We start from the raw sequence: 26,308 nt of genomic DNA, 5'->3' as shown, positions 1-26,308 counted from the left end.
GACCCAGCAACAACTTCAAGCAACAAACCCAACCTCAACCCGCCGCCGAACCCCACCCCGCAAGACGACAACGATGGTCTGGCCCTCCGGGCCAGACCATCGTTTAACACCAGTCACCTAGGATCTGTCGACCTGCTCTGTCGCGTGGCTCGCCAGTCCCGGCGGCTCGCTGGTGAGCCACGCCAGGGTCTCCGGCAGGATCTCCACAGCACCGAAATGCGCCGTGTGCAACTGCACCTGGACGTCGGCGCCCGGGATCCGGCCGGCCAGCCAACGCGTGTGACTGGCCGGCGTGAAGTTGTCCTCCGCGCCGTGCCAGAGCCGCACAGGCACCGCGATGTCCCCGAGGTCGAACCCCCATGGCGCCCGGAGCGCGAGTATGTCGTCGATCCAGCCGTAGGGACCGGCCTTGACCGCCTCGGTGTAGGTGTCCGTCAGCAACCGCCGGATCGCCACGCCACTGACGATCCGGCGGTCCGGGTCGGTCGATTCACTGAGCAGGGACTCGACGAGACTTTCCGGATCGCTCGCCGTCCGGTCGGCACGCAGGCGCAAGCGTTCCGTGAGCGCCTGCGAGTCGTTGCTGGCCTCGATGTACTCACCCACGTTGCTGTCGACCATCCCGCCGAACCAGTCCAGTTCGGCCGCGTCGACCGGCGCCAGCCCCACGAGCACCGCGGCTCGGGTGACCCGCTCGCCCACCTCGGCGCAGCAGGCGAGCGCGTGCGGGCCGCCGCCGGAGCGGCCGACGATCGAAAACGTCCCGATGCCGAGGGAGTCCGCGATGGCCCGGATGTCATTGGCGGCGTCCACGACCCGCCGCCCCTCGTGGGGATCGGAGCCGCCGTAGCCCGGGCGGTCGTAGGAGATCAGCCGGACACCGAGCCGGTAGAGCACACTGGACCGGGGACGCGGGCCGCGACGGCTGCCAGGAGTGCCGTGCAGCAGAAAGACCGGCAGTCCATCGTCAGCACCGGCGATCTCCACTGCCAGGTTCCGCCCATCGGCGGCGCGGACATTGACGGTTCGAGCGTTTACCGGTGACAACCATGCCTCGCTTCGTGGTCCCGCTCAGGGTGGCGGCGAATCAGGATCACTGCTGGCTCGGAGCGCGTCAGGTCGGTGTCCCCGGCCATTCACATATTGACGGACAAGAGTGGCCTTCAGCCTCCCGATCCCCCTTGACTCTCCCCTGCTGACGGCGGGAACAGCCGATCGACCCTGGCCCACCGGGCCCGCTCGAGCTCGACAAGTTCGGGGACACCGCCGTCCGGCGACGCCGCTGTCCGACCCAGGACGCCCAGCAGCGGCCCGTCGCTGTCCGGGTCCCGCCCGAGCGTCGCGAGCACGCAACGGACGACGTACGGCGCGACACCGGGCAGCCGCACCCGATCGGCGTCCTGCACGAAGTCGGTGAGCATGGCGGCGACATCGGCGGCCGGAACCGAGCCGTCGGCGGCGAGCCGGTCGAACAACGCCATCGCGTAGCGGGCGCGGGTCTCATCGTCCCAGGACGCGAAGTTCTGGGTGGCGATCCGCGCGCACAGCCGGTACACCTCGACGCGGTCGTCGACGGCGTCGTCGCGGAACGGGCGCAGCCACGCATGCATCAGGACGTGCGCCGCGCTGCGTGCCGAACCCTCTCCCCAGCCCACGACCGTATTGATCGTGATGCCGAAGGTCTCGGCGATCGGCTCGAGCGCGTGCACCGTGATGTCGTCACCGACCCGGGCCATGACATTGGCGCTACGGCGCAGCCAGTCCGGATGCTGTCCCGTGCTGACGAACGGCTCCCGTCTGCTCTCGTCGCCGGGTGGGCGGTTGTACGTCCAGTACAGGTCGATGTCCGCAACGGGCTGGACGGACTCCTTCAGCCGCAGGAGGAAGTCCCGGTGGCCGTCCGCCCAGATCCGCTCCAGGTCCAGCGACTCCATGATGCTCGCCCATCCGTCCGAGCCGAGCTGGGAGCGCCAGAGGAGCGTCTCGCTCTTCCACGCGCCGACCGGGTCACGGTTGCCGTTCGTCGACTGCCCGTCCCCGTTGACGGCAGGTGGGCGCCCGAGCAGCCGGGAGCCTCGCACGGTCGGCTCAAGACACACGGTGAGCAGGACCAGGTTCGCGGCGTAGGCGGCATGACGGGCCGGGACGGTGCTGCCGACGGGGCGGTAGCCGAGAAAAGCGCCACCGTCGCGATGGTGGTGCGCGGATCGGAACAACCGGATCAGCAGTTCGGTCCGGTGCCCGCGCTCCTCGTCGCTCTGCCGGCTCGCCATGCCGGCAAGGAACCGCAGGACGGGCGTGTGCAGGCTCAACGGCGCGAACGACAGCAGCGCGTACAGAAAGTCATCGTTGATCTTCTCGTTGACCATGTCGAACGTCGACGCCCGCTCCCGCGCGTCGATGTTGCACAGCACGCTCCAGGTCAGTCGTGCGACAAGGAAGTCCCCGAACGTGGCGTGCATGAACTCGTAGGTCCGCAACGGCTCGTCACTGTTCTCGTTCGCCTTCGCGCGGTGCAGGAAGAAGAATCGACCCAGCACGATCTCCGACGCCTTCAGCGCGGTGCGCATGTCCCGCTCCACCCGCGTGTGCGGAGCGAAGAGCACCGGCAGGTCACCTTCCAGCTCGTGCTCCGTCACCCATTGCCGGCGCCGGTTGGACATCGCGAACGCGACCACCGAGAGCCGGCGGAGCTCGAGCTCCGTCTCGCGCTCCAGATGCTCGGTGGAGATGTCCTTGCGTACCCGGTTGACCTCCCTGCTCGCGAAGAGCTGGAGCAGCCGCTCGTAGAGCTGATCTTCGTGCAGCCCGGGCCGGCGGCGCTGCAACGCGTTGCCGTCCGCGTCGTACAGGGCCATCATCAGCAGCAGCAGCGGCTGGCCCGCGAGATGCCTGAGCCGCCATACCGACTCGGCCGTCAGCGGGTTGCGGTTGCGGGCCAGGAAGTAGTCGTGGTTGATCCGGTTCCAGATCGCGATCCAGTCATGCACCCGCTGCCGGTCGAATGGCTCCAGTCGCAGTGCGATGGTCTCGTCGGGTGCGGTCGCCCGGTCCGCGACGCTGGTCCGGCTGGTGACGATGACCGTGACCGCGCGGTTGAGCTCCAGTTCCCGCTGCTGGAAGTGCGCGACCCGGACCAGGTAGTCGGAGCGGCTGACGCCGGTCGCCTGGAGCAGTTCGTCGAAGCCGTCGAGAATCACCACGGGAAGTGCGCCTTCGCCCGCACGGACCAGCTCAGGCCACGTCAGTCGTTCCCCAGTCTGCTTGTAGACGGACTCTTCGATCTGTTCCTGGAGGTCGTCGGAGGCCGAGACATGCCGCAGCGGCACCCGGACGGGCAGGTAGTCGACGCTCGTCAGGCGGGCGGCGAGGACCTTGGTGAACAGCGACTTGCCGGAGCCCGGCTGCCCCAGCACGATCAGCGGTGCCCGCAGCGCCAGCCCTGAGGTGAGGAACCCGACCAGGAACTCGTCGAGGTCCGACCGCATCGGCAACCGTTCCCACAAGGACTCGTCGCTCAGCCGCAGCCCGTAGGAGGCCGTGCCGACCCGAAACCTGGGCTCGATGTAGCTCTCCTCGACCGTCGGCAGCCGAGGGTCGTCGGGTCCGGTCTCCAGCGCGGCGATCGGATGTTGCAGCGCCGCGTGATACGTGTTGACGAGGCCCGTCCGCGACCTGACCTGTGCCGGTGACCGTGCCATCTCGGTCAGGATCGTCTCGATGCCCTCGAGCGCGGCACGCACCTCGACCCGCGTCGCCTGATGCTCCCGCGTGCCCGTCCAGAACGCCACTTCTGGAAACTCGCCGGCGAGGCGGCGCAGGAGGATCTCGTACTTGCCCACCGCGCGCCCCGGGACGGCGTCGAGTTCGCGGGTGAACCGCAGCTGCTCCGTCTCGCTCCACGTGTCCCAGATCGCGAGGCCGCTCACAAGCCGCGAAATGGCGTTGGACAGATCGGTGAAATGCCGCCGGAGCATTTCGATCTGATCCTCGTGCGCGATGTGCGGTTGCGGCACGAGATTGCCTGTCGACTGCAGCGCGGTGACGAAGGTCGAGCCCGCGGGCGGCAGCAACGGCTGCCGGCCCACGACGGCGACCTGCTGCGACGCGTCGAGTTCGAGGTCCGCGTACCTGAACGGGACGGACATGTCGTCCAGCGCTTCGAAGTAGGCGAGCACCACGAGGATCGTGTGCGCCGCCTCGAGGCGCTTCGTGCGGTCCAGGCGCGACAGCCCCCGCCGCCGTTCATAGACCTTGTTCGACAGCCGATGGCACGCTGCCACGAATTCCGTCTTCGCGTCCAGCAGGCTGAGGAGGCTGGCCAGCCCTCCGGTCGGGACGCTCATCAGCAGTCCGCCGCTGAGCCGGGCGACGACGTCGACCACGCCGCTTCTGCCACCCAGGATGCGCACCGCATCCGCATAGGTCAACGACCTGGCCAATGCCGCCCCCTCATTCACCATGTCCCTCGATGAGTAGGGTTGCATGCGCATACCGTGACCGGCCATAGCACGACCGGCTCGATCGGCAGGACCGGGACCGCACGACGACCAGCTGATCAGAGGGAATCCGCACGTGGGAAGGCCCCGGTCGAGACGAGCTCGACCGGGGCCTCAGCAGGCGGTGGTGCGTGCGGTCAGCGGCCCATGCCGCCGAACGGGTTGTTGCCCGCCATGCCGCCCTGGCCGAGGCCGAAGCGGCCGGCCATGCTGGTGCCGGCGAGGGCGTCGTACGGGGGCAGCAGCTCCGCCGGCTGGACGACGACGAAGCCTTCACCGGTGAACTGCATCTGCCAGCTCTCGCCGGTGTTGCCGCGGGGGCGCCACACCGAGGAGGACGTGACCGCCGCCTGCATGCTGACCTGCAGGCTCGAGGACCAGGCGATGACCGCGTCGGCGTCGGCGAAGTAGTAGTTGTTGGGGGTGACCCGCATGACCAGCGGCGCGCCGGTCGTGGTGACGGCGACCTTGCCGCGGCCGTTGAGGTCGATGTTGTAGCCGCCGGCGCCCGCGATCTGCACCTGCGAGTCGATGCGCACGATGTCCCAGCGCAGCGAGGTCTCGAAGGCGAGGACGTTGTTGCCGTCGACCGTGAGGCCGTCGCCGGTGAGGTCGAGCACGTGGATGTCCTGGGCCTGGTTGGCCAGGAACACCGTGCCGCTGCCGTGGACCTTCATCAGGTTCAGGCCTTCACCGGTGAAGTGCCGGGCGATGTGGGAGCCCCAGCCCTGGTACTGCGCGTCGAAGTTCACGCCGCCCTGGTAGGCGACCATCGCGCCCTTGCGGGCGAAGAACTCGCGCATGCCGGTGGCCTGGCCGAGGGTGGCCTTGAGCATCTTGCCGTTCTGCAGGGCGAAGCGCTCGGTGGTCTGCACTTCCTGGTTGGCCAGCAGTGAGCTCTGGTACATGTCGGTCTCCTCAACCCCGCGCCGAGAAAGCGGGGCGCGCGTCCTCGCTCGGCTGGACGATCACGAAACCCTGCCCGGAGAAGCCGAGCTGGAACGACTCGCCGGAGCCGCGGCCGATGAGGCTGCCGAAGCGGGCGGTGCGCTTGGGGCTGATGCTCAGCCCGTCGGTGAAGCCCACCAGCGCGTCGGTGTCCACGTAGGTCGGCGCCTCGCGGGTGTCGAGCACCACGGGCGTGCCCTTGCTGGTCAGCGCGACCCACCCGTTGCCGCGGATGACCACGTTGAACATGCCCATGCCCGACAACATGCTGACGCCCTTGACCCGTTCGATGGTCCACTGCAGGCCGGCGTCGAAGGCGAGGATGTTCTTGCCGTTGACGGACAGGCCCTCGCCGGCGAGCTGGATGACGACGACCTCCTTGCCGTAGTCGGCGAGGTAGAGCTCGCCCTGGCCGGTCGCGGTCATCAGGGGCACGCCCTCGCCGGTCGCCCAGGAGCGGGCCATCTGACCGAGCTGCGGCGGGTTGGGGTTGAAGTCGATGAGGCCCTCGTAGGCGATCATCGAGCCGGTGCGGGCCATCAGGTCCTGGCCCTGCATCATCATCACCTTGGCGATCTTGCTGCCGTGGAGACTCATCCGGTCCCGGACCTGCGTCTGGCCATAGTGTTGGAGCAGTGGACTCTGCACAGCGTCCCCTTTCAGACCTCGTAGGGCTGGACCACGACGAAGTGGCCCTGCATTCCCATGAACTGGAGCGCGACGGACTCGCCGCTGGCGCCGGCGTAGATCTGCCGGGACACCCGGACCTGCGTCGACACCGCGACCCGCATGCCGGCGGTCCAGGCGACGACGGCGTTCATGTCGCCGAACGTCGGGCCCTGGCACATCAGGGTCACGGGGGTGCCCTTGGTCATGACGACGACGGTGCCCTGACCGCGGACCTCGAGGTGGAAGAAGCCGCCGCCGGGGATGCCGGGGCTCTCGATCCGCTTGACCTCGGTCTGCAGGCTCGCGTCGAAGGCGAGCACGTTGTTGGCGTTGATGCACAGCGCCTGGCCCTGCAGCTCGACGATGTGCAGGTCGCTGGCGTTCTCGGCGAGGAACACCTCGCCCTGGCCCTTCAGCGTCATGAGCTTCAGGCCCTGGCCGGTCATCGCGCCCTCGAACATCGCCTTCAGGCCGCCGGAGCCCTTGTACTCGAACTCGACGTTGCCCTGGTAGGCGACCATCGACCCGCGCCGCGCGTGGGCGTCCGCGCCGAGGGTGACCTTGACGAGCTTGCCGTTCTGCTTCGACCAGCGGATGCCGGTGGCGGGCACCTCCTTGTACTTCTGGAGGCTGTGCATCACGCCGGGCTGCGTGGGCTGGACCTGCGACGGCAGCAGCTCACCCGGCTGCTGCGGGAAGCCCTGCTGCTGCGGCGGGTAACCGGGCTGACCCTGCGGCGGGTAACCGGGCTGCTGCTGCGGCGGATACCCGGGCTGACCCTGCGGCGGGTACCCAGGCTGACCCTGCGGCGGGTAACCGGGCTGCTGCTGCGGCGGGTACCCAGGCTGACCCTGCGGCGCGAAGCCGGGCTGCTGCTGCGGGTAACCCTGCTGCGGCGGCGGAGCGAACTGCTGGGTCGGCGCGGGCTGCGGCGGGGGCGCGAACTGCTGCGTCGGCGCGGGCGGCGGCGCGAAGCCCTGCTGCGGCGGCGGCCCACCGGGCGGCGGCGCGAAACCGGGCGCGGGACCGGCGGGCGCCGGAGCCGGCTCGTCGTCGACGTTGCCACCGTACGAGCGGATCAGGTCGGCGAGACCGCCGGCGAAACCCTGCCCGACGGCGGCGGCGCGCCAGACACCCTTGCGGTAGAGGTCGCCGATGATGATCGCCCGCTCGGTGCCGAAGTCGGCGCCGGTGAAGGCGTAGCGCATGACCTCCTGGCCACCGGCGACGATGCGCAGGTAGCCGGACTGCAGCTGGCTGGCGGTGCCGGACGTCTCGATCGCCGCGCAGAACGACAGCTTCGCGACCTTCTCCGGCACGGCGCTGAGCGTCGCCCGGAACGAGTCCGTGTCACCGGACTGCGGGCCCAGCTTCTGGATCGACCCCTCGGGCGACTTCGGCTGGTTGAAGAAGATGAAGTAGTTGTCGTCAACCAGCTTGTCGTCGGCGTCCAGGCCGAAGCACGAGATGTCCCACGTGATCCCGGGAGCGTTCAACTGGATGCCTACATACAGGTCGTCTCCCGTGGTGAAGTTCGAAATCGGGCTCTTCTGCCCCCGAGTGAAGTTCTGAGACACGTGATCTCCTCGGCTACAACGACAGCGCGTCTGCGATCAACTTATAGCGGCACCGTTCAAGTGGTGCCTGACAGATACGGATCATCGCCCGTCCGCCTGACGGGCCAGGCGGGCGAGGATCTCCTCGACGGCGGTGCTGCCCGTGGTGGCGTCCGGCGTGAACGTCCAGGTCAGCCCCACCCACGGGTCGCCCATGTGGTCCCCTGACAGGACGGGCAGGCGCGCCATCGAACGCCACACCGCCCCGACCATCGGGCCGAGCGTCGAGGAGTCCTGCGGGTCGGCGACCATCAGGATGTGCACGCCGGCCTCGGGCCCCTCGCTGAGCAGGTACTGCAGGCGCGCGAAGGTGGCCTCGTCGAACCCGTACGGGAAGTCGTGCAGCACCAGCAGCCGCCGCCCCCCGTCGATGTGCTCGTGCGACGGGTCCGTCGCGCCGGCCCGCATCGCCATCTGCACCAGGTCGACCCGCTCGACGAGGTGCTCCAGCATGTCGCTGAGCGCCTGCGGGGTCGCGGCGACCGGCACCGACGTGGCGGCGCCGGGGCCGCCCAGGTCGAACGCGCGGGCGGCGGCGCCGCCCCCGGCGAGGTCGGCGACGGAGACGCTGAGCTGGCCGGGCGGGTGCGCGGCGAGGAGCCGGACCACGACCGAGCGGGCCATCGCCACGGCGGTGTCGCGGTCGGCGCCGGTCGAGTCGATCCACAGCGCCCGCATCAGCGGCAGCCGGAACAGCAGCGGGATCCGCAGCTCCGGCGACTCCGGGACGTGCACGTCACCGACGCGGATGCCGACGGTCAGCGTCTCCGGCAGGCGCCAGTCGCGCCACCGCGGGCTGTCCCACGCGGCCATCGGCGCCGGCAGCGTCGCCGAGAGACCCTTGAGCTCGGTGACGAGCTGGTCGACGTCGCGGCGGCGGTCGGCCTCCGCGCGGCGGACGAGCTCGTCGTGGCGGCGGTCGGCCTCGGCGCGGGCCGCGGCCGTCTGCGGCGAGTTGCGCAGCCGCGGGTCGTTGAGCAGCTCACCGACCTCGCTGTCGCGGCGCTGCTCGGCGTAGCCGACGGCGGAGCGCAGCGCCGACGTGGACCGCGCCGCGTCCTGGAAGATCGACCACACCTGCTGGTAGAGGCGCTCCTCCAGGGGGCCGCCGACCTCCGGCAGCGGCTGCTGCGGCTGCTGCGACGCGGCCGGTGCCCCGCCGGTGCCGGGGAAGTGCGGCGACGACGTGACCGGGCCGGACGTGCCCGGGAAGTGCGGCGAGGACGTGACCGGGGCCGCCACCGGCTCCTCCTGCTCGACGTCCACGCCGTGCGCGGCGATCAGCTGGGCGAGGCCGCCGGAGTACCCCTGGCCGACGGCGCGGACCTTCCAGGCGCCGGCGCGGCGGTACAGCTCCCAGGCGATGACGGCCCGTTCCTCGCTGAGGCCCTGCATGGTGAACGTCCCCAGCTCCGCGCCGGTCGCCTCGACGAGCCGGGCGACCGGCGCGGCGCCGGACCCGAACGTCATGGTGCGGTCGTCGGGGCTGATCACCGCGATGACCCGGGCGACGTCGGCGGGAAGCGCGGACAGGTCGATCTCGACCCGTTGCGCCCCGCCGGCGCCGCCGGTCAGCCACGTCACGCCCGGCACCGCCGGCTGGTTGTAGAAGACGAAGTCACCGTCGGACCGGACGCGTCCCGTCTCCGCGAGCAGCAACGCCGACAGGTCCACCGCGACGGCGGCGTCGACCATGATCCTGAGCTGCTGCGCCGCCAGGGGTCCGTTCTGACCCTTGACGAAGACCTGCGTCATTGTTTGTCCTCCTGATGGCCGACGGACCCTGACTCGGTGACTGCTCGGTGCTACAGGAAGCGGCCCAGCGCCGGGATCATCTCCAGCGGCTGCTTGGCGTTCTGCGGCTCGCCGATCGCCGTCATCTTCCAGCCGCCGCCGTCGCGGTGCAGCTTCGCCATGACCATGCCGGTGCTCGGGGTGCCGCCGGAGAGCGTATAGCGGGTCAGTTCGGCCCGGGTCGTCTCGTCCACCAGCCGACAGAACGCCGCCTCGATCTGCGCGAACGTGTGCCCCTCGTACGAGGTGACCACGAAGATGATCGTGGTGACGTGGGCCGGGACGCGGTTGAGGTCCACCACGATCGACTCGTCGTCGCCGTCGCCCGCGCCGGTGCGGTTGTCACCGGTGTGCTGGACGGAGCCGTCCTTGCTGCGCAGCTGGTTGAAGAACGCGATGTCGACCGGCTGCTTGTCGGCGAACAGGATCGCCGAGGCGTCAAGGTCGACCTCGGTCTCCCGGTTGCCGAACAGGCCGCGCTTCTTGATCGGGTCCCAGCCGAGGCCCATCCGGACCAGGCTGAGCGACGAGCCGTCCTGCTTGCGCAGCGAGACCCGCTGGCCCTTGCTGAGGTTGACGGGCCCGCCGGGACCGCCGACGGGGGCGTCCTGCACGGGGGCGGCCGGCGCCGGCGGGACCGGCGGCATCTGCTGGGTCGGCTGCCCGTAACCGGGGGCGGCCGGCGGCTGCTGACCGTAGCCGGGCGCGGCGGGCGGCTGCTGACCGTAGCCGGGCGCGGCGGGCGGCTGCTGACCGTAGGCCGGGGGCGGCTGCTGCCCGTAGCCGGGGACGGCGGGCGGCTGCTGGCCGTAGCCGGGCGCGGCCGGGGGCTGCTGGCCGTACGGCGGCGGGTTGTGCTGCGGGGTGTTCTGCCCGTACGCCGGGGTCTCCTGCGGAGGCGCGACGTGCGACGGCGCGGTCTGCGACGGCATCGTGTAGACGGGCGCGGCCGGCGGCGCGGGCGGCTGCGCGACCGGCGGCGCGGGCGGCTGCGCCACGGGCGGCGGCGGCGCGACCGGCGGGGCGGAGGCGACCGGCGGGGCCGACTGCGGGGCCGGCGAGTCGTCGACGGACACGCCGTGGTCGCGGACCAGGTCGGCGAGACCACCGGCGTAGCCCTGGCCGACGGCCCGGACCTTCCAGTCGGCGCCGCGACGGTAGATCTCCAGCGCGATCACCATGCTCTCGGTGTCCAGGCCGGTGACCACGTACTGGATGAGCTCGGCGCCGGCCTGGTCGTAGACCTTCGCGACGGGCGGGGCGAACTGCCCGAAGCGCTGACCGGTGCCGTCGACGCTGACCACGACGCGGACCTTGTCGACGTCGGCCGGGATCGCGCCGGTGGAGACGGACGCCTGCCACTTGCCGCCGCCGGCGTCGCGCACGTTGACGCCGGGGCCGTCCGGCTGGTTGTAGAAGACGAAGTCGGCGTCGGTCCGCACCTTGCCGGCCGTCGTCACCAGCAGCGCGGACAGGTCGGTGGCGACGCCGACCTCCACCACGACGCGGACGTCGTTGGCGGTCAGCGCGGTGTTCTGACCCTTCACCAGCGTGGTGGCCATGCTCTGTTCTCCTCTTGTCAGATGTCCGTCAAGGCCGACCGGTCACCGGTCTGCGCCACGTACCAGTCCAGAATCTCGTCGCCGGCCGCCGCACCCGCGGAAGCCGTGGTCAGGCAGTGCGGCGACGTGAAGCCGGTGAGGTGGAGCTCCCCGTGCGCCGGTCGGATCGCCGCGTGCGCCGCCCGGAGCATGTCGGCGTCCAGCAGGGAGTCCCCGCCGGCGACGACCCGGTCCGCGCCCAGCCGCTCGGCGGCGTGCGCCACCGCGGCGGCCTTGTCCAGACCGGTGGGCAGAAGATACAGCTTCCTGCCCTGCAGCGAGACCCTCCAGCCGTTGATCCGTCCCCATGCGGCGGCCTCGCCGGCGAAGTCGGTGAGCCACGGCTCGCGGACCCGCACGGTGAGGTAGATGAAGAAGTCCTCGACCGCCCGGACGGCGTCGAAGCCGCGCTGCTCGCGCCAGCGCTGCGCCTCCTGCCACACCGTGTCGAAGGAGGCTCCGCCGTCGGTGAGCCGCTGCCGCACCGTGCGCTCCCACGCGGCGTCGGACTCGCCGTCGACGAGGATCCGGGCGCCGTTGCAGACGACCGCGGCCGGTGGGCGCTGACCGGGCAGCCGCAGCCGCTGGTACTGCTCCACCGAGCGGGTCGTGGCGGGCACCACGACGCGGGCGTCGGCGAGGCCGGTCCACTGCCGCACCACCCGGGTCGTCATGTACGCGTAGATCCGGTCCCCGTCGACGTCGACGGGCACCAGGTCCTCGTCGGCGGGGCGGACGGGCCCGTGCGACATCGCCTTCTCCGAGAAGATGACGGTCCCGTCCAGGTCCGTGGCGACGACGGTGGTCACTGCGTGGCCCCCTTCGCACCCTTCGGGCGGATCAGCCCGACGCAGGCGTAGGGCAGGTCGGCGACCTCGTCGACCGGGATGCCGGTGTCCTTCGCCAGCAGCAGGATGTGCCCGAGCTCGGCGCGCGCGTCGGGGCGGATCAGCACCCGCCACGGCGAGCGGCGCAGCAGCACCCGGGTCGTCTCGCCGACGCCGGGCTTGAGCAGGTTGACGTCGTCGAGGTCGTACTCCTCGCTGAGCCGCAGCGCGATCTTCCAGCCGCTCCAGTCGGGGGTGCGGTCGGTGGCGGCGAGGCCGGGCCAGTCGGCGGCGACCCGGGCGGCGACCGCCGGGAAGCACGCCTCGACCGCGTCCAGGAACAGCCCCGACACGTCGCCGGGGGCGAGCTCTTTGTAGAACTTGGCGCCGTGGAACTGGCCGGGCCCGATGTAGCGGTCGTTGAGGACGGTGCGCGACACCAGCCCCGACACCGTCGAGTTGAGGCAGGCCGACGGGATGAGGAAGTCGTCGCGGGTGCCGAAGAGCTCGGTGCAGCCGCCGGGGTCGGCCAGCACGGCCAGGGTCGGGTCGAAGGCGGTCCCCGCCAGGGCCTCGCGCAGCTCCCGGCAGATGGCGCCCTTGCCGGTCCAGCCGTCGACGAACATGACCTGCGCCGGGTCGTGGTGGCGGGCAAGGTACCGCATCGCCTCACCGTCGATGCCGCGCCCGCGGACGATCGACACCGCGTAGTGCGGCAGCTCCAGGTCGTGCGCGAACTTCGCCCACCGGCGCATGAGGATGCCGACCGGCGTGCCGGCCCGGGCCAGCGAGACCAGCACCGCCCCGGAGGAGCGGGCGGCGAGGACCAGCTCGGTGACGATCCCCACGGCGTGCGCGACCCGCTCCGCGGACAGCGCCAGGGCCTCGTGGAACAGGTCGAGGTACTCGGCCGTCGGCTGGTACTCGATCGGCAGCGACTCGGCGTAGTGCCCGGCCTTCGCCTGCATCATCGCCTCGCGCTCCGCCGCCGGCGCCTCCAGGGCGACGTGCGACAGGTCGGTCAGCAGCCAGCTCACCTCGGACGCGGCGTAGGAGGAGAACTCCGGGCCGTGCAGCGGTGGGGGTTGGACGTTCACCGGGTCCCTTCCTGCGGTTGCGTTGCTCGGACGACTGCCGGCCGCAGATCCGGGACGACCACGACCGTGACACCTTGGCAGACTCCGCGCAGCGCCGCCACCAGGCCGCCGTCCTCCCACAGTGCGGGAGTGTCACCGGTACGGTCGACGACGAGCACGATCCGGTCGAACCCGCGGACGTTGTAGGCGAAGCGGGGCTTGTCGGTGTCGGTGCCGTCGTGCGCGGCGAACGTGAGCCGGCTGCGGATGGCGTAGCCGGGCTCGTCGACCGGCAGGACCGGCGACCGGGTCGTCGAGGAGAAGCGGACCGGCCGGTGCCGGGCCAGGGCGCGGGCCAGCAGCAGCGGCGCGTACATGAGCTCCTCGCTGCCGAGGACCAGCACCGGACCGCCCTCGGGCAGGGCCGCCGCCACCTGCCCGGCGAGCCGGTCGGCGGTCTCCCACAGCGCCGGGCGGTGCGCGGCGGCGAACCCGTGCCGGCCCCCCTCGGGCAGTCCTGCCGGCCAGTCCGCGTCGATCCTGGTGACCCCGCCCGCCGCTGCCGCCCCTGGCTGCTGATGCTGCCCCGGAACGTCCAGCGACGCCACCAGCGCACGGCCGCGTTCGAGGGCGTCGGCCGGCACGACCGCCTCACCGGTGGCGAGGGCGACGACGTCGACGCGGGTGCCGAGCTCCTCGCCGAGGGCGGCGAACCCGGACCGGTCCGCGGCGGTGCGCAGGTCCAGCAGCGCGGCGACGACGTACCGCTCGCGGGGGCGCACGGCGTGCAGCTCACGGATCGTGGCCTGCGCGGTGCGGCCGGTGGTCAGCTCGTCGTCGACGAGGATCAGCGGGCCGTCCCGGTCGAGCCAGGCGGCGTCGGCGGGCAGGAGCAGGTGCTCGGTGGCGTGGCTGTGCGCCTCGTCGAAGCGGCCGAGCAGCGCGACCCCGGGCACGGCCCGGCGGGTCGAGTGCAGGTAGTCCGCGTCGGCGAAACCGTCGGCGACGACGTGCCCCAGCGACGTGGCCGTCTCCGCGTAGCCGACGACGAGGGGCGGGCCGCCGGGCAGCTTGACCTCGTCGAGGTCGTCGGCGTCCCAGGTCAGGTCGGCGTCCGGGACGGTCTCCGCGCCGAGGACGGCGGCGGCCCGCAGGGCGAGGAGCCGGCCGGCGGCGTAGATCGTGCGCGGCTCGGCCGGGACGTGCTTGCCGAGCACCTGCGACACGACGAGGTGCGCGCGCCGGGGGTTGCGCCGCACGGCGAGCCCCGCGAGGTCCGCGACCCGCGGCCCCTCCGCGGTGGCGTCGGTGAGCCGGACCCCGAGCCGGTCCGTGACCCAGGTGCCCGACCACACCGGACTGTGCCCGCTCAAGCGACGTGCTCCTTGCTGCTGCTGACCGAGGCGTCGAGGAAGTCGACGAAACCGAGGCCCTCGGCGGCCACCCCGAAGATGTCGGCGCGCACCAGCGTCCGCTCCGCCCACGACAGGTGTGGCTTCACCTCGTTCATCTTGTTCATGTACACGCTACGCAGGACCCCGCCCCCGCCGTCGCCCGCGTAGTCGTCGCAGATCGCCTGGGCGTCGCAGTACTCCTCGTGGCTGACGACGCTGAGCGCGTGCACGGCCGCCGCGTGGCTGGGGTGGATGACCGTCTTGCCGACGATGCCGTTGGCCTTGTCGAGCACGATCTCGCGGATCAGGCCGTCGAGGGCCTGGCGGACCAGCTTCGTGCGGAGCATCGGGTCGTGGTCCTCGAAGGGCGTGACCCGCAGCTGCGGCTTGAGCACGCGCTCGCCGCCGGAGAAGTACTCCCAGACCGGGCCCGTCACCTCGTACCCCCTGCCGTCCCGGCGGGCCAGCACGTTGACGATGTCGGTCAGGATGCCGGCCACGACGTTGACGTCCCACGCGGTCAGCTCCGCCGTCCGGCGCAGGGCGTAGATACTGCTCAGATCGGTCGCGCCGACCCTGACGGCCAGGACCCGGTCGCGGTTGCTCTCGAGCATGTCACGGACCGCGAGCAGGGTCGGCATCCGGGTCTCCGCGTACGCGATCTCCGGCGTCTCGAGCACCGGCATCGCGTACAGGGGCAGGCCGCTGCCGTCGGCGATCTCCCGGACCGCCTTCAGCCCTGCCTGGCCGGACTCGTCGGGCCGGAACTTCGGCAGGACGAACCCGCTGAGGATCCGCAGATCGTCGCCGAGCCGGTCGGCGAGTCGGTAGATTTGGTCGGGGTTGCGGACCCGCACGAAGACCAGCGGTCCACCGGCCTCCATGCGCGCGAGACGGCGCAGCTGGCTCGCCAGGTTGACCTCGGCCTCGTCGACCTCGCGGTCACGGATCGAGTCCTCCAGGCAGCCGACCATGCTCATCACGCCCTCGGCGTGGCAGCGGACGATGTCCTCGGCGAGACGCGGGCGCACCGCCGGTGAGTAGAGGGTGGCGCCGAGTGCCATCGCGAGGGTCTCGGGCGGGCTGTCCTGGGTGAACGCGACCGGCCGCCGGTGAAACAGCGCGTCGGCGGACCCGGGTAGGTGGGAGAAGTAGCGCACTCGGTGTCCTTTCTCTCTGACCCGGGCGGGGAAACATGTGCCGTGGCGTGACCTGGACGAGGTGTGGCCCGGCGGGGGAACCCTAGGTCAGGTTTGTGAATTCGAGCGGCATGGACTTCTTGATCCCCGTGGCAGATATCGGACTGTGTGAACGTGCCATCGCTGCCGGTAGTGGAGGTGCGGGTACGGGACCGCGGGCCGTCCGTCCGTATGGATGGGCGACCCGCGGCGGTGGTGCAGCGACCCTGACGGGTCAGACGTTGACGCCGAAGTCCCGGGCGATGCCGGCGAGGCCGGAGGCGTAGCCCTGACCGACGGCGCGGAACTTCCACTCGCCGCCGTTGCGGTACAGCTCGCCGAACACCATGGCGGTCTCGGTCGACGCGTCCTCCGACAGGTCGTAACGGGTGAGCTCGGCGCCGGTGGCCTGGTCCACGACCCGGATGTAGGCGTTGGACACCTGACCGAAGGACTGGGCACGCGTCTCGGCGTCGTAGATCGACACGAGGAAGGCGACCTTGCTCACTTCGGCGGCCATGCCGGCCAGGTTGACGTTGACCTGCTCGTCGTCGCCCTCGCCCTCACCGGTCGTGTTGTCACCGAGGTGCTGGACCGTGCCGTCCGGCGAGGCCAGGTTGTTGAAGAACACGAAGTGCTGGTCCGAGATCGACTTGCCGGACTCGCCACAGATGATCGCGCTCGCGTCCAGGTCGAACTCGGCCCCGGTCGTGGTCCGGACATCCCAGCCGAGACCGACGGTGACGGCCGTCAGACCGGGCGCCTGCTTGGTGAGGCTGACGTTGCCGCCCTTGCTGAGGCTGACTCCCACGAACTCCTCCAACTCGGTATGCGGGGTGACCCCCGCTGTTGCAGATACGGACCGGACCGTGCCGGACCATTTCCAAAGGCCGCCATGGACGTGCCGACCATCGCGGAAAGCGTCGCAGATCAGCGGAGCCTTTGACGACCGGGAACGAACGGTTGCACCGGAAATTCATGTGCGAGTGTAGAGGCCGGTCCCAAACCGCTGATCAACCTCCGCGCGTCCGGGCATCTGGCGGCCCGGAAGCGGGCCGCTTCGCCGCAGGTCACGGCCGATTTTACCGATCCACGGCGGCCCGGCGGCCGAGCTTGGCGCAAGCCCGCGCACGTTGCTCTGAATTGGCTGGGAGCCGCCGGACGAACCGGGTCGCATCGGGTCAGGCCGGACGGCCCATGACGACCCGGGTCAGGCCGGGTCGGTGCCGCGGGCCTCGTCGTCCTGGGTGACCGGCGCCGGCTCGGGCGCGCCGGAGCCCGGCCGCCAGCCGGCGGCGTTGAGGCGGCGCATGCGGGCGACCCGCTCGGTCAGGTCCGCGGTGATCTCGTCGGGGCTGGACCCCTCCTCCATCGCCGCTGACCGTGCGGTGCGCAGCTCCCGGTGTAACAGCTCGGTGAGCCGGTCAGCCGGCGGGTCCGTGGGCGGAGTGGCCATGCCCCTATGCTCGCAGACCCGCGCCCGGAGCGCGCCCGACAGCCGCTTCGGGGGTCACCGGCAACCTGGTTCCGCCCATGGCATCGACCTCCGCGCTCGCGTCCCGGGGCGTGGTTGCACGACCCGGATGACTTTGACGGACCGCAACCATCCATCCACCGAACATCCGTTCACAGATTGATGTCAACCGATGGATTGTTCGCCCGTGACCACCCGGCGAAACTGGCCACACATTGGCCACTGACATGCCCTTTCCTGGCCACTGAGGACCGCGCGGCGGCGTTCGGACCGCACCGATGTCCGTATTCGCCCGCCCGGGCAGGGTCGTTCGTTCACAAGCGGTGCAGCGCGAAGCGTCACCATCGCCGTAACTGATCGACGGACGCCTCGGCCAAAAGGCCGATCCACTCCGGTCTGATCGACTTCCGATTCGACGGGAAGTGCCGTTCCCTTCCAAATATGCAATGCCAGACTGGCGTATGCGTTCGACAAGGCGATTCGGCGCAGTATCCAACCCGCGGTGTGCCCACGTCACGCAGGTCTCGAATTGGTGAAGGGAATCGTCATGCCTCGACGCAGTGCGACGGCGGCCGATGAGGTTCGCGGCCTGGCCAGGCTCGGGACACTCGCGGCGACCGTCGCTGACGCCGACGAGCCGGAGCGGCTCCGGCTGACCGGCGGCGCCTACTCCGTCGTCTACCCGGTCGTCTACACGGGCCTGACCCAGGGCCTGGAGCGCCGGCGCGGCCACCCGGCCTGCGCGGTCTCGGTGCGCCACCTCGCCGACGACTGCCTCGACCGCTTCCACGACGACGTCGAGGCGGTCGTCCACGACGTGGTACGCCGCGCGACGGCGCCCATCGACAACCTCGACGCCTGGATCTGCGGGCTCATCAACTCCGCGACCGTCGACGGGCACCGCCGCCGCCGCGGCGAGATCGGCGCCCTGCAGCGGCCCCGCGCCCCGAAGTGGCTGGTCAACGGCCTCGGCGGGGACCGCTGGCTGGTCCACCTCGCCGTGCAGATGCTCAACTGGGTCGGCAACCCGGCGACCGCCGGCTCCCAGGTGTGGCCCGTCGACAGCTGGACGGCGCTGCGCTGCCGGTTCACCGGCAACTGGGACCCCGCCGCCCAGGTCGACGTCCGCCACGACATCGAGACGGTGCTGCGGGTCATGCGGGCCAAGCGGGAATGGTACGAGCGGTACGTGGAGGGCCCCCTCGGCCACAAGCACGTGCCGGTGCCCCGCTTCACCCCGGAGAACGCCTCCGGCGACCATTTCGGCCCCGCGCTCAGCCTGATCGACGCCGGCGAGCGCGACGACCTGTACATGCGGGAGCTCGCGCACCTGGCGATGACCGCGATGCGGACCCGGCTGCAGGCCGGCGAGGACCCGCGCACCGTCGTCGCCGAAGTGATCAACGTCGCCTTCGGTGACGGCTCCGGGCCGGTCCTCGACGGCGGCCCGCACCTCAGCGCCGCCGACGGTGACCACGTCGGGCGGCTCCTGCGCGACCAGGACCGCATCTCCCGGATCGTCGTCGCCGTCCTCGCCATCGTCGAGGACCTGTAGCCACACCCCGCCCCATCCGCGGCGCCCGGGCGCTCTCTGACGGACCGGTCCGTCAGAGAGCGCCGAACCATGCCCGGGCCAGGATGGGAGCGACGGCATGCACGACGAGACGCGTCACGAGCGGACCGCGGCCACCGGCACGCCCCGGATCGAGACCCGCATCCACGTCGCGAACCGGGCGGACCGGACCGGCGCGGCGCCCGAGGTGCGCGCGTTCCCGCGGTACGAGCCGCCCGCCCCCGCCGGGCACGTCGCCTCCTTCGGGCACGTCGCCGACGGCGGTTCCTACGCCACGACGGTCCGGCGGCACACCGGCACCGCCAGCCACGTCGCCCACGGCATCGTCACCGGCGACCCCGCCGCGTACGGGTCGCTGCGCCCGGCGCAGCTGTTCGGCGCCCCGTTCTGGACCGGCGCGACCGAGGAACCCCCCGCCCGCGGGACCCTGACACCGGCACCGACGACCACGCTGACCCCGGCGCTGCTGCGTGAGCGCGTCCTGGCCCGGCCGGGCGGCGCCGCGATGCTGCTGGCGCTGGTGTCGGCGATGGACCGGACCGGCGAGCCCGGCGCACCGCTGATCGCCGTCGTCGGGTCGCAGGTCGCCCCGGTCGTCGAGTGGATCGCCGCGGGCACCCTGCTCCTGCCGCCCGGCAAGGCCCTCGCCCTCGGCTTCAGGGTCTTCGCGGCCGACCCCGCCACGGCCGGCGTGCCGGTCGTCGGCGTCCGGCCCGGCACCGACCTGCCGGACGGGTGCGCCGTGTTCGACCTGGCCGAGGACGCGTTCACCGAGACGGTGCCGACGCCGCACGCGCTGCGATGGGTCGGGCCGTTCCTCGCCGAGGACCCCGGCGCCGTGGTCGAGGCGCTCGACGTCGCCGCGGCCTGCGGCCTGGAGCCGCCGGAGGCGGCCGCCGCGCTCGGGTTCGCCGCCGTCATGCGCCTGGAGCCCGACCAGCGGCACGCCGAGGCCGTCGCGGGCTGGCTGCGCACCGGACCGCAGGACGTGCGCGAGACGTACGCCGGCACCGTCGCCGACGTGTTCACCACCTCGGTACGGGGCTGGCCGCTGCCGGTCCTGGAAGCGCTCGACGCGGCGGGCTGCGACGGGCTCCTGCCGGGCAGGGCCGCCGCGGTGCGGCTGGCGCTCGTGCTCGGCGAGACCGACGCCGCCGCGCTGCGGGCCGAGGTCGCCGGCCGGGTGCCGCCCGCGCTGCCCGCCGGCGAGTGGACCGCCCAGGACGCCTCCGCCGCGCGCCGGCTCGTCCTCGCCGCGCTGAACGCCGGGCCCGCGCCGACCGGGTCCGAGGCGCTGCTGAGGGTCGCGTCCCGCTTCGGCGTCGACGTACGGCTGTCCGACCTCGCCGACCGCGGGCGGGACCTCGTCGAGTTCTGGGCCGACCACCCGCACGCGGGCTTCGACGCGGACCGCTGGCCGTGCGGCGAACGGCTGACGCAGGCACTCGTCGACGAACTGACCCGCCGGGTCAGGGCCGTCCCGGTGCGGCGGCACGGCATCGGCACCGGCTGGTGGCGGTGGCTCATGCCGCGGATCGACGATCTGGAGCCCGCGCTCGTCGAGGCCGTCCTCGCCGGGGCGGTCCTCGCCGGTGACGACCGCGCCGGGCTCGTCGAACGGCACCTGACCGCGGTGTCCCACGACCCGGACCGCTTCATGTGGACGGCCACCGCGCTGTGGGGCATGGCCGAGCCGACCGCCGGCGAGCTGCGGCTGATCAAACGGCTCGCGCCGGAAGGCACGGTCCTGCCGCCGGCGGTCCTGGACGGGCTCGTCGGCAGGCTGACCGGCGACGACCCGCTGACCGCCGAGGACCTGGCCGCCGGGCACCTGCTCGTCGACGCCCGGCTCGTGCCCCGGCACCGGCGGCTGTTCCAGCTGCTCGCCGACGACCGGGTGCTGCGCACCGTCGTCCAGCGGCTGACGACGGCGACGACCCGGGCCGACGGGGGCACCGTCGCGCTGCTGCACGAGCTGGAGGAGCTGCCGGCCCGCCTCGTAGAGCTGCACGCCGACGGGGTCGCCGCGGCCCTCGCCCACAGCGCGCCGCCCCGGGAGCTGCTCGCCGTCCTGCGCCGCCACCCCGGCGTCGTGGAACACTACGTCGCGCTGCTCAGCGACCTGCTGCGCAAGCCCGGCGACGAGCGGCACGCGGTCGTCGCGTACCACCTGATGCACAACTCGGAGAGCCGCGGCCTCCGGCCGGTGCTGACCGCGCCGGTGCTGCGCTGGGCGACCCGCGCGTCGAGCCGCCAGCTGCACCGCGTCGGCGAGCTGATCGCCGCGTTCGGCCCGGCGTGGTCGGCGTCGTGGGAGGCGTACCTGGAGCACGTCCGCTCCCAGCGGCGGCTGAACCGGCTCATCCACCCGTTCGGCGGGCACTGACCACTGCTCAGGCCCGCGTCGACCTCCGGGACGGCTCCGCGGGGCGCCGTCCGGCGGCGCGGGCCGCGTGGTGCGGGCCGTCGGTGGCGCGGGCCGCGTGGTGCACGGCCCGCGCCCGGTTCACGGCCCGGCGGTGGCGCGGCGCCGGCGCAGGAATATCGCGTTGCCGGCCGCGAGCAGTGTCAGGAGGACCGCGGCGAGCCAGAACCCTGGTCCGGTGCCGACCATGTCCGCGGCCGTCTTCCCCTCCGGCAGGCGGCTCTGCGCGGCGACGGCGGCGGCGAGGCGGTCGGTGACGATGAGCTGCCCGGCGGCGAGGACCAGGACCGCGAGCGCGGCGAGGGCGGCGGTCACCGCCCGGCGGCGCCGGTCGTGGGCGAGCCCGGCGGTGACGGCGAGGATCGCGGCGATCAGCAGCAGCGCGGCGATGTGCGGCGGCTGCGGGTCGAGCCGGTCGGGGTGCCGCGGGTCGGGCGGGCGCCGCTGGTCGTCGGGGCTGACCTCCGGGGCGCCGCCGGCCGCCAGGTCGAACCCGGTGTACTGGGTCGTCCCGCCGCGCTGCGCCCGCCCGTAGCCGTCGAGCGGCTCGCACGAGACGGTCGCGAACGGCAGCGCGAAGCAGAGCAGGATCAGCAGGACCGTCGCCGGGCTGCGCCACCTGCGCCGCAGCGGCGTCACCGCGGCCCGCGCCGGCGTGGCCGGGGCGACGGGCGGACCGGCCGGTGCGGCAACGCCGGGCGCGGCCGCCGAGCGCAGGGCGCCTTCGGCCACGACGGTCTCCGGCCGTTCGACGGCCACGGGCGGCACGCCGAGCCGGGCGTGCAGGATCCGTGCGAGCAGCGGCAGGCGGCTGCCGCCCCCGACGAGGAACACGGCGGCGAGGTCCGGTCCGGTGAGGTCCGCGGCGAGGTCGGCGACGGGGGCGAGGAGCGGGGCGGCGGCCGACTCCACCTCCTCGCGGGTCAGGTGCGGGTCCGACGGGCAGCCCGGCACGTGGACGGGCGCGACGGTGAGCCGGGACAGGCTCTCCTTCGCGGCCCTGACCTCCTGCCACAGCAGCAGCCGGTCCCGGCGGTCCGCGGCCGTGACCGGGGCGTCGAGCCGCTCCCACACCTCGCGCGGCAGCACGGTGCGCAGTACACCGACGAGCGCGGCGTCGATGTCGAGGCCGCCGACGTCGAGGCCGCCCTGCGCGACCACCTGACCGTCGCGGACCACGGCCAGGTCGGTGGTGCCGGCGCCGAGGTCGACGACGAGCAGCGCCGCGCCCGGCGGCAGGTCGTGCTCCCCGGCGAAGTACGCGGCGGCGGCGAGCGGCTCGCTGACCAGCTCCACCCGGCCGAGCCCGGCCTTCGCCGCCGCGGCGGTCAGGACCGCCCGCCGCGGTGCGCCCCACCCGGCCGGCACCGTCAGCACCACGGGCGCCGGCGCCGCGGGGACCCGGGCGGCGACGGCGGCCAGGACCGCGGCGAGGGCGTCGGTGACCGCGACGGTGTGCCCGCCGAGCAGGACGGTGCCGTCGTCGACGCGGCGCTTCGGGTTGGGCTCGAACGCGGCCGGGTCGGCGCGGGCCAGGCGCTCGGCGTCGGGGCCCGCGACGAGCGCGCCGCCGGGACCGGCGTGGACCGCGGACGACAGCTGCTCATGGCCGTCGAACAGGACCGGCCGGGCGGTGCCGTCGCCGTCGCGCAGCACCGCGACCGTGTTGGAGGTGCCGAGGTCGATGGCCAGCCGGTGCACGTCCGCAGCGTACGCCCGACGCCGGCCGTCCGCCTCCGGTCGCCCGCCGGGCACAGCGCCCTCCCAGCGGCCGCTGAACCGCGACGGGCCAGGGCGGCCGTCGCGTCGCGGTGGTCAGGCGTGCGGCGAGCTCGAACGCTGGATCATGGCGGCCAGGTGCGCGGCGACCTCGTCCGGGTGGGGGCGGGCGGCCATGCTGTCGCGGAACCGGGCGGCGGTCATCCGCAGGCCGTAGTCGGACAGCAGGCGGTGCAGCTGGTCGGCGGTGATCGCGGCGCCCGACATCGACCAGCCGGCACCTGAGCGCTCCACGACGCCCGCGTTGTGCCGGCGGTCGCCGGGGCCGGGCACGGCGAGCTGCGGGATCCCGGCGGCGAGCGCGCCGAGGACGGTCCCCGCGCCGCCGTGGTGCACGACGGCGTCGAGGAACGGCATGAGCGCGTCGAGGTTCAGCCAGCCGGTGGTGTACACGTTGCCGGGCAGCCGGTCCGGCAGCCCCCGCTCCGGCCGTACGAGCAGGATGTCGGCGTCGACCTCGGGCGCGACGGCCACGATCGCGCGCATGATGCCGCCGCTGCCGGGTCCGTCGATGGTGCTGCGGGTGACCGCGATCCGTGGCCGCCCACCGGCGGGCGGGAGCGGCGTGACCGGCTCACGACCGCCCCCGAAAAGGTCGCGCGGCACCGAAGCGCCCCCCAATTGGTCGCGTGGCACCGAGCCGGCACCCGATTGGTCGCGCGGCACCGAGCCGGCACCCGATTGGTCGCGTGGCGGCGGGCCGGTGGCCGGGCGGCCGAACGGCAGCGGGGCGTTGGTGCGGGTGTCGCTGCTGACCGGCAGGCGGCGCATCGGCAGGCCGGGCCGCTCGCCGACGAGCTCGGCGGGTGCGAGCTGCACGGCGGTGACCGGGTCGGGCAGGGCGTCGACGCCGTGCCGGCGCAGCGCCGGGCCCGCGGTCACGCCGGCGAGGACGGCGCCGTCGAAGAGGTTGTTCTCGTGGCGGACGGCGGGGATGCCGCGCCGGGCGGCGGCGACCGCACCGGCGACGGCGAGCGGCTCGTAGACGACGAGGTCGGGGCGGAAGCGGTCGGCGACCGCCGCGACGCCGTCGACGAGCTGCTCGTTGACGGCGCCGAACAGCAGGGCCACGCCGCGCGTGCCGCCGGTGCCGGCCAGCTCGGCGCGGGCGATGAACGGGTGGCGCAGCATCGTCCGGCGGGCGATCCGGTCGAAGGAGAAGCCGGCCGCGACGTCGACGACGGGCAGTTTGCGGGTCCGCCCGGCGGTGAGCGCGTCGGCGGCGGTGGCGACGAGGACGTCGTGCCCGGCCCGCCGGAACGCCTCCGCGAGCGGGACGAGCGGCATGACGTGACCCAGCAGCGGCGCGGACACGAACAGCACACGCATGAGGTGGACTCTAGTCGATCTCCGCCTGCAGCTCCCGGTTGATCCGCAGGGCCTCTTCGAGCTGGTCCTCCAGGACGATGATGCGGCACGCCGCGTCGAGCGGGGTGCCGCGGTCGCACAGCTCGCGGGCCCTGGCCGCCAGCCGGAGCTGATGCTTGGAATACCTGCGGTGGCCGCCGTCGGACCGCAGCGGGGTGATCAGTTTGAGCTCGCCGAGCCGACGGAGGAAGTCGTGCGAGACGCCGATGATCGCCGCCGCGCGGCCCATGGTGTATGCGGGAAAATCGTCGTCGTCCAGCGGATCGTCTTGTTGTGCCACGTCACCTCCACGTCGAGGGCCCCGGCGCTTGTGCACCGGGGCCCAGGGTATTGGGTCTAAACACCATCTACCGACACGAATGCCGGAGTGTCATGTCCGCATCTGCCGCGACAACCGTCGCCGCGTGCGGGGATCGCATCAGCCAGACCGGAGACCACCTCTCGTTCGATGGATACTGCGGTGCTCGCCGGACCGTGCAGCACGGTCGCCAGCGGGCGATCCAACGGTGTGAACCCTCCCCTTCCTCTCGTCGTGACTGACCAACTGTGCCGAACGGAGTCGCAGCCAGTCGCGCGGCTCTGTCCCTTCGCCCTCTGTCGGGGCGGCATCGTCAGCGTCGTTTTCCAACTCTCTTGACCCCAGAAACGCTACTCCCCGCCCCGGCGAAAATCTAGCTCCGCCATACCAGTTTTTCGGGTTCACCCAGGTGGGTTCTCTTCCGGCGAAACCCCGTCAGCCGGCCGCCCGGTATGCCTGACCGGCCGGGGTCGCGGTGGTGCCGTCCTTGTACAGGCCGTAGGCGACGGAGTCGCCGACCGCCGGCAGGGAGAACCAGGCGTACCGCTCGATCCACGACGTGGCCTGCATGCGGGTGGTGGTGGCGGTGATGAAGGCGGTGATCTGCGCCGTGTTCGGGTACTTCGGGGTGCCGGTGAAGTTCATCAGGCCGTACTCGGTGACCCAGATCGGCAGGCGGTAGCGGTCGTACACGGCCTGCAGGTAGCCGGCGAACTGCCCGGCGGCGGCGTCGCTGAAGTCGGAGCCGTACCAGTGCAGGGTGATGAAGTCGACCCGGCGGTTCTGCTGGCGCGCGCCGGTCATGAAGCGGTCGAGCCAGCCGCCCGGGGTGTTGCCGCCGTACGCGACGGCCGGGCTGCCCAGGCGCATGCCGGTCGACTCCAGGCGCGGCCACAGCGAGAGGGCCTGCTCGACGCTCATGTTGGCCTGCCCGGCGAGGTCCGGCTCGTTGAAGCCGAGCAGCACGGTGCCCTCGCTCTTCGCCTTCGCCAGGGTGGCGTCGGTGACGTTGGCGGCGCCCCAGATCATCGGGACGAACTCGGCGGCGGCGGGCATGCTGTCGTTGTTCGGCGACCAGTTGTAGTACCAGCCGGCGCCGACGTTCGTGACCGCCTGCGACAGGCCCGGGAACTCCCAGGTGCTGACGCCCTTCTTCTTCGCCGAGGGCGCCGGCGGCGGCGTGGAGGTGGGCGGCGGGGTGGTGCCGCCCGGGAGCTTCCAGGCCTGGTTGGCGCCGCCGGTGCAGCCCCAGATCTGCAGCCGGGTGCCGTTGGCGGAGCTGTTGCCGGAGGCGTCCAGGCACTTGCCGGAGCTCGGGTTGACCAGGCGGCCGGAGCTCGCGGTCCAGCGCTGCGCGCCGGTGCCGTTGCACGCCCACAGCTGCACCTTGGTGCCGTCCGCGGTGCCGGACGCGGCGACGTCGAGGCACTTGCCGAGGGCCCGGACGCTGCCGTCGGACTCGACGGTCCACTGCTGCGCGCCGGTGCCGTTGCAGGTGTACAGCTGCACGGCGGTCCCGTTGGCGGAGTTGGCCCCGGCCACGTCGACGCACTTGCCGCCGATCCCGGTGATCGGGCCGGCGGTGGCGGCGAGGGCGTTGGTCAGCCCGACCACGCCGAGCGCCGCGACGGCGGCGGTCGACACGATGAGCGCGAGGGTCCGGCGGCGGACGGTCCGATGGAGCTTCATGGCACTCAAGCTCGCCGATGCGAATAGGCACGTCAAGCCGGAGAACCCGACTTCATCAAAGTCTAAGACAAACTTGAGAGAGCGCTCTCCCGCCCGGTAC

19 protein-coding genes are annotated in these 26,308 nt (G+C 72.4%); 2 read left to right on the top strand and 17 right to left on the bottom strand.

Going from position 1 to position 26,308, the window contains the following annotated elements; all coding sequences use genetic code 11:
- Positions 1–117: 117 nt before the first annotated feature.
- The 13 genes from ACZ6TV_RS32395 to ACZ6TV_RS32335 all read right to left on the bottom strand — a co-directional run bounded on the left by ACZ6TV_RS32395 (position 118) and on the right by ACZ6TV_RS32335 (position 17,058).
- The gene (locus ACZ6TV_RS32395; RefSeq protein WP_465301096.1) at positions 118–987 is read right to left on the bottom strand and encodes an alpha/beta fold hydrolase; all 870 of its coding nucleotides are present in this window, start codon (positions 985–987) and stop codon (positions 118–120) included.
- A 176-nt stretch (positions 988–1,163) separates the two neighbouring features.
- Complete coding sequence (locus tag ACZ6TV_RS32390; protein WP_465301095.1) at positions 1,164–4,463, bottom strand: NACHT domain-containing protein; 3,300 nt, start codon at positions 4,461–4,463, stop codon at positions 1,164–1,166.
- 173 nt (positions 4,464–4,636) lie between these two features.
- Positions 4,637–5,407, bottom strand: a complete 771-nt coding sequence (locus ACZ6TV_RS32385) for an AIM24 family protein (RefSeq protein WP_465301094.1) — start codon at positions 5,405–5,407, stop codon at positions 4,637–4,639.
- A gap of 10 nt (positions 5,408–5,417) precedes the next feature.
- Positions 5,418–6,044: an AIM24 family protein gene (locus ACZ6TV_RS32380; protein ID WP_465301093.1), complete on the bottom strand. Its 627-nt coding sequence runs from the start codon at positions 6,042–6,044 to the stop codon at positions 5,418–5,420.
- 62 nt (positions 6,045–6,106) lie between these two features.
- A complete protein-coding gene (locus tag ACZ6TV_RS32375; RefSeq protein WP_465301092.1) occupies positions 6,107–7,693 on the bottom strand; it encodes a TerD family protein in 1,587 nt (528 codons plus the stop codon).
- A gap of 81 nt (positions 7,694–7,774) precedes the next feature.
- Complete coding sequence (locus tag ACZ6TV_RS32370) at positions 7,775–9,487, bottom strand: TerD family protein (RefSeq protein ID WP_465301091.1); 1,713 nt, start codon at positions 9,485–9,487, stop codon at positions 7,775–7,777.
- Between the two features lie 50 nt (positions 9,488–9,537).
- Positions 9,538–11,088 carry a TerD family protein gene (locus ACZ6TV_RS32365; RefSeq protein WP_465301090.1) on the bottom strand — a complete coding sequence of 517 codons (1,551 nt, stop codon included), beginning with the start codon at positions 11,086–11,088 and terminating at the stop codon, positions 9,538–9,540.
- A 17-nt stretch (positions 11,089–11,105) separates the two neighbouring features.
- A complete protein-coding gene (locus ACZ6TV_RS32360; RefSeq protein WP_465301089.1) occupies positions 11,106–11,936 on the bottom strand; it encodes a hypothetical protein in 831 nt (276 codons plus the stop codon).
- Positions 11,933–13,051, bottom strand: coding sequence for a cysteine protease StiP family protein (locus tag ACZ6TV_RS32355; protein ID WP_465301088.1), 1,119 nt, complete (start codon positions 13,049–13,051; stop codon positions 11,933–11,935). Before ACZ6TV_RS32355 ends, ACZ6TV_RS32360 begins: the two co-directional genes overlap by 4 nt.
- Positions 13,048–14,403, bottom strand: a complete 1,356-nt coding sequence (locus ACZ6TV_RS32350) for a phosphoribosyltransferase family protein (RefSeq protein WP_465301087.1) — start codon at positions 14,401–14,403, stop codon at positions 13,048–13,050. The genes ACZ6TV_RS32355 and ACZ6TV_RS32350 overlap by 4 nt, the downstream gene beginning before the upstream one ends.
- A complete protein-coding gene (locus ACZ6TV_RS32345; RefSeq protein ID WP_465301086.1) occupies positions 14,400–15,584 on the bottom strand; it encodes an HpcH/HpaI aldolase/citrate lyase family protein in 1,185 nt (394 codons plus the stop codon). Before ACZ6TV_RS32345 ends, ACZ6TV_RS32350 begins: the two co-directional genes overlap by 4 nt.
- A 253-nt stretch (positions 15,585–15,837) precedes the next feature.
- Positions 15,838–16,413, bottom strand: coding sequence for a TerD family protein (locus tag ACZ6TV_RS32340; RefSeq protein WP_465301085.1), 576 nt, complete (start codon positions 16,411–16,413; stop codon positions 15,838–15,840).
- A gap of 399 nt (positions 16,414–16,812) precedes the next feature.
- The gene (locus ACZ6TV_RS32335) at positions 16,813–17,058 is read right to left on the bottom strand and encodes a hypothetical protein (RefSeq protein ID WP_465301084.1); all 246 of its coding nucleotides are present in this window, start codon (positions 17,056–17,058) and stop codon (positions 16,813–16,815) included.
- A gap of 565 nt (positions 17,059–17,623) precedes the next feature.
- Between ACZ6TV_RS32335 and ACZ6TV_RS32330 the strand changes: the two genes are divergently transcribed.
- Together ACZ6TV_RS32330 and ACZ6TV_RS32325 are read left to right on the top strand one after the other, a co-directional pair.
- The gene (locus tag ACZ6TV_RS32330; RefSeq protein ID WP_465301083.1) at positions 17,624–18,631 is read left to right on the top strand and encodes a hypothetical protein; all 1,008 of its coding nucleotides are present in this window, start codon (positions 17,624–17,626) and stop codon (positions 18,629–18,631) included.
- A 97-nt stretch (positions 18,632–18,728) separates the two neighbouring features.
- On the top strand, positions 18,729–21,035 hold the full coding sequence (locus tag ACZ6TV_RS32325) for a GTPase-associated protein 1-related protein (RefSeq protein ID WP_465301082.1): 2,307 nt from the start codon (positions 18,729–18,731) through the stop codon (positions 21,033–21,035).
- A 120-nt stretch (positions 21,036–21,155) separates the two neighbouring features.
- On the opposite strand, the gene ACZ6TV_RS32320 is transcribed toward ACZ6TV_RS32325, so the two are convergent.
- From ACZ6TV_RS32320 to ACZ6TV_RS32305, 4 genes are all read right to left on the bottom strand, one after another.
- Entirely contained in the window at positions 21,156–22,775 is a 1,620-nt protein-coding gene (locus ACZ6TV_RS32320; RefSeq protein ID WP_465301081.1) for a rod shape-determining protein, read from the bottom strand.
- A 114-nt stretch (positions 22,776–22,889) separates the two neighbouring features.
- Positions 22,890–24,182 carry a glycosyltransferase gene (locus tag ACZ6TV_RS32315; RefSeq protein ID WP_465301080.1) on the bottom strand — a complete coding sequence of 431 codons (1,293 nt, stop codon included), beginning with the start codon at positions 24,180–24,182 and terminating at the stop codon, positions 22,890–22,892.
- A 10-nt stretch (positions 24,183–24,192) separates the two neighbouring features.
- On the bottom strand, positions 24,193–24,450 hold the full coding sequence (locus ACZ6TV_RS32310; protein WP_465301105.1) for a helix-turn-helix domain-containing protein: 258 nt from the start codon (positions 24,448–24,450) through the stop codon (positions 24,193–24,195).
- A gap of 504 nt (positions 24,451–24,954) precedes the next feature.
- Positions 24,955–26,208, bottom strand: coding sequence for a glycosyl hydrolase (locus ACZ6TV_RS32305; protein WP_465301079.1), 1,254 nt, complete (start codon positions 26,206–26,208; stop codon positions 24,955–24,957).
- Positions 26,209–26,308: the final 100 nt, after the last annotated feature.

This window comes from Dactylosporangium sp. NPDC051087, from assembly GCF_055586325.1.
Note: the sequence above shows the minus strand (reverse complement) of the source record. Positions and strands in the feature narration are given on the sequence as shown.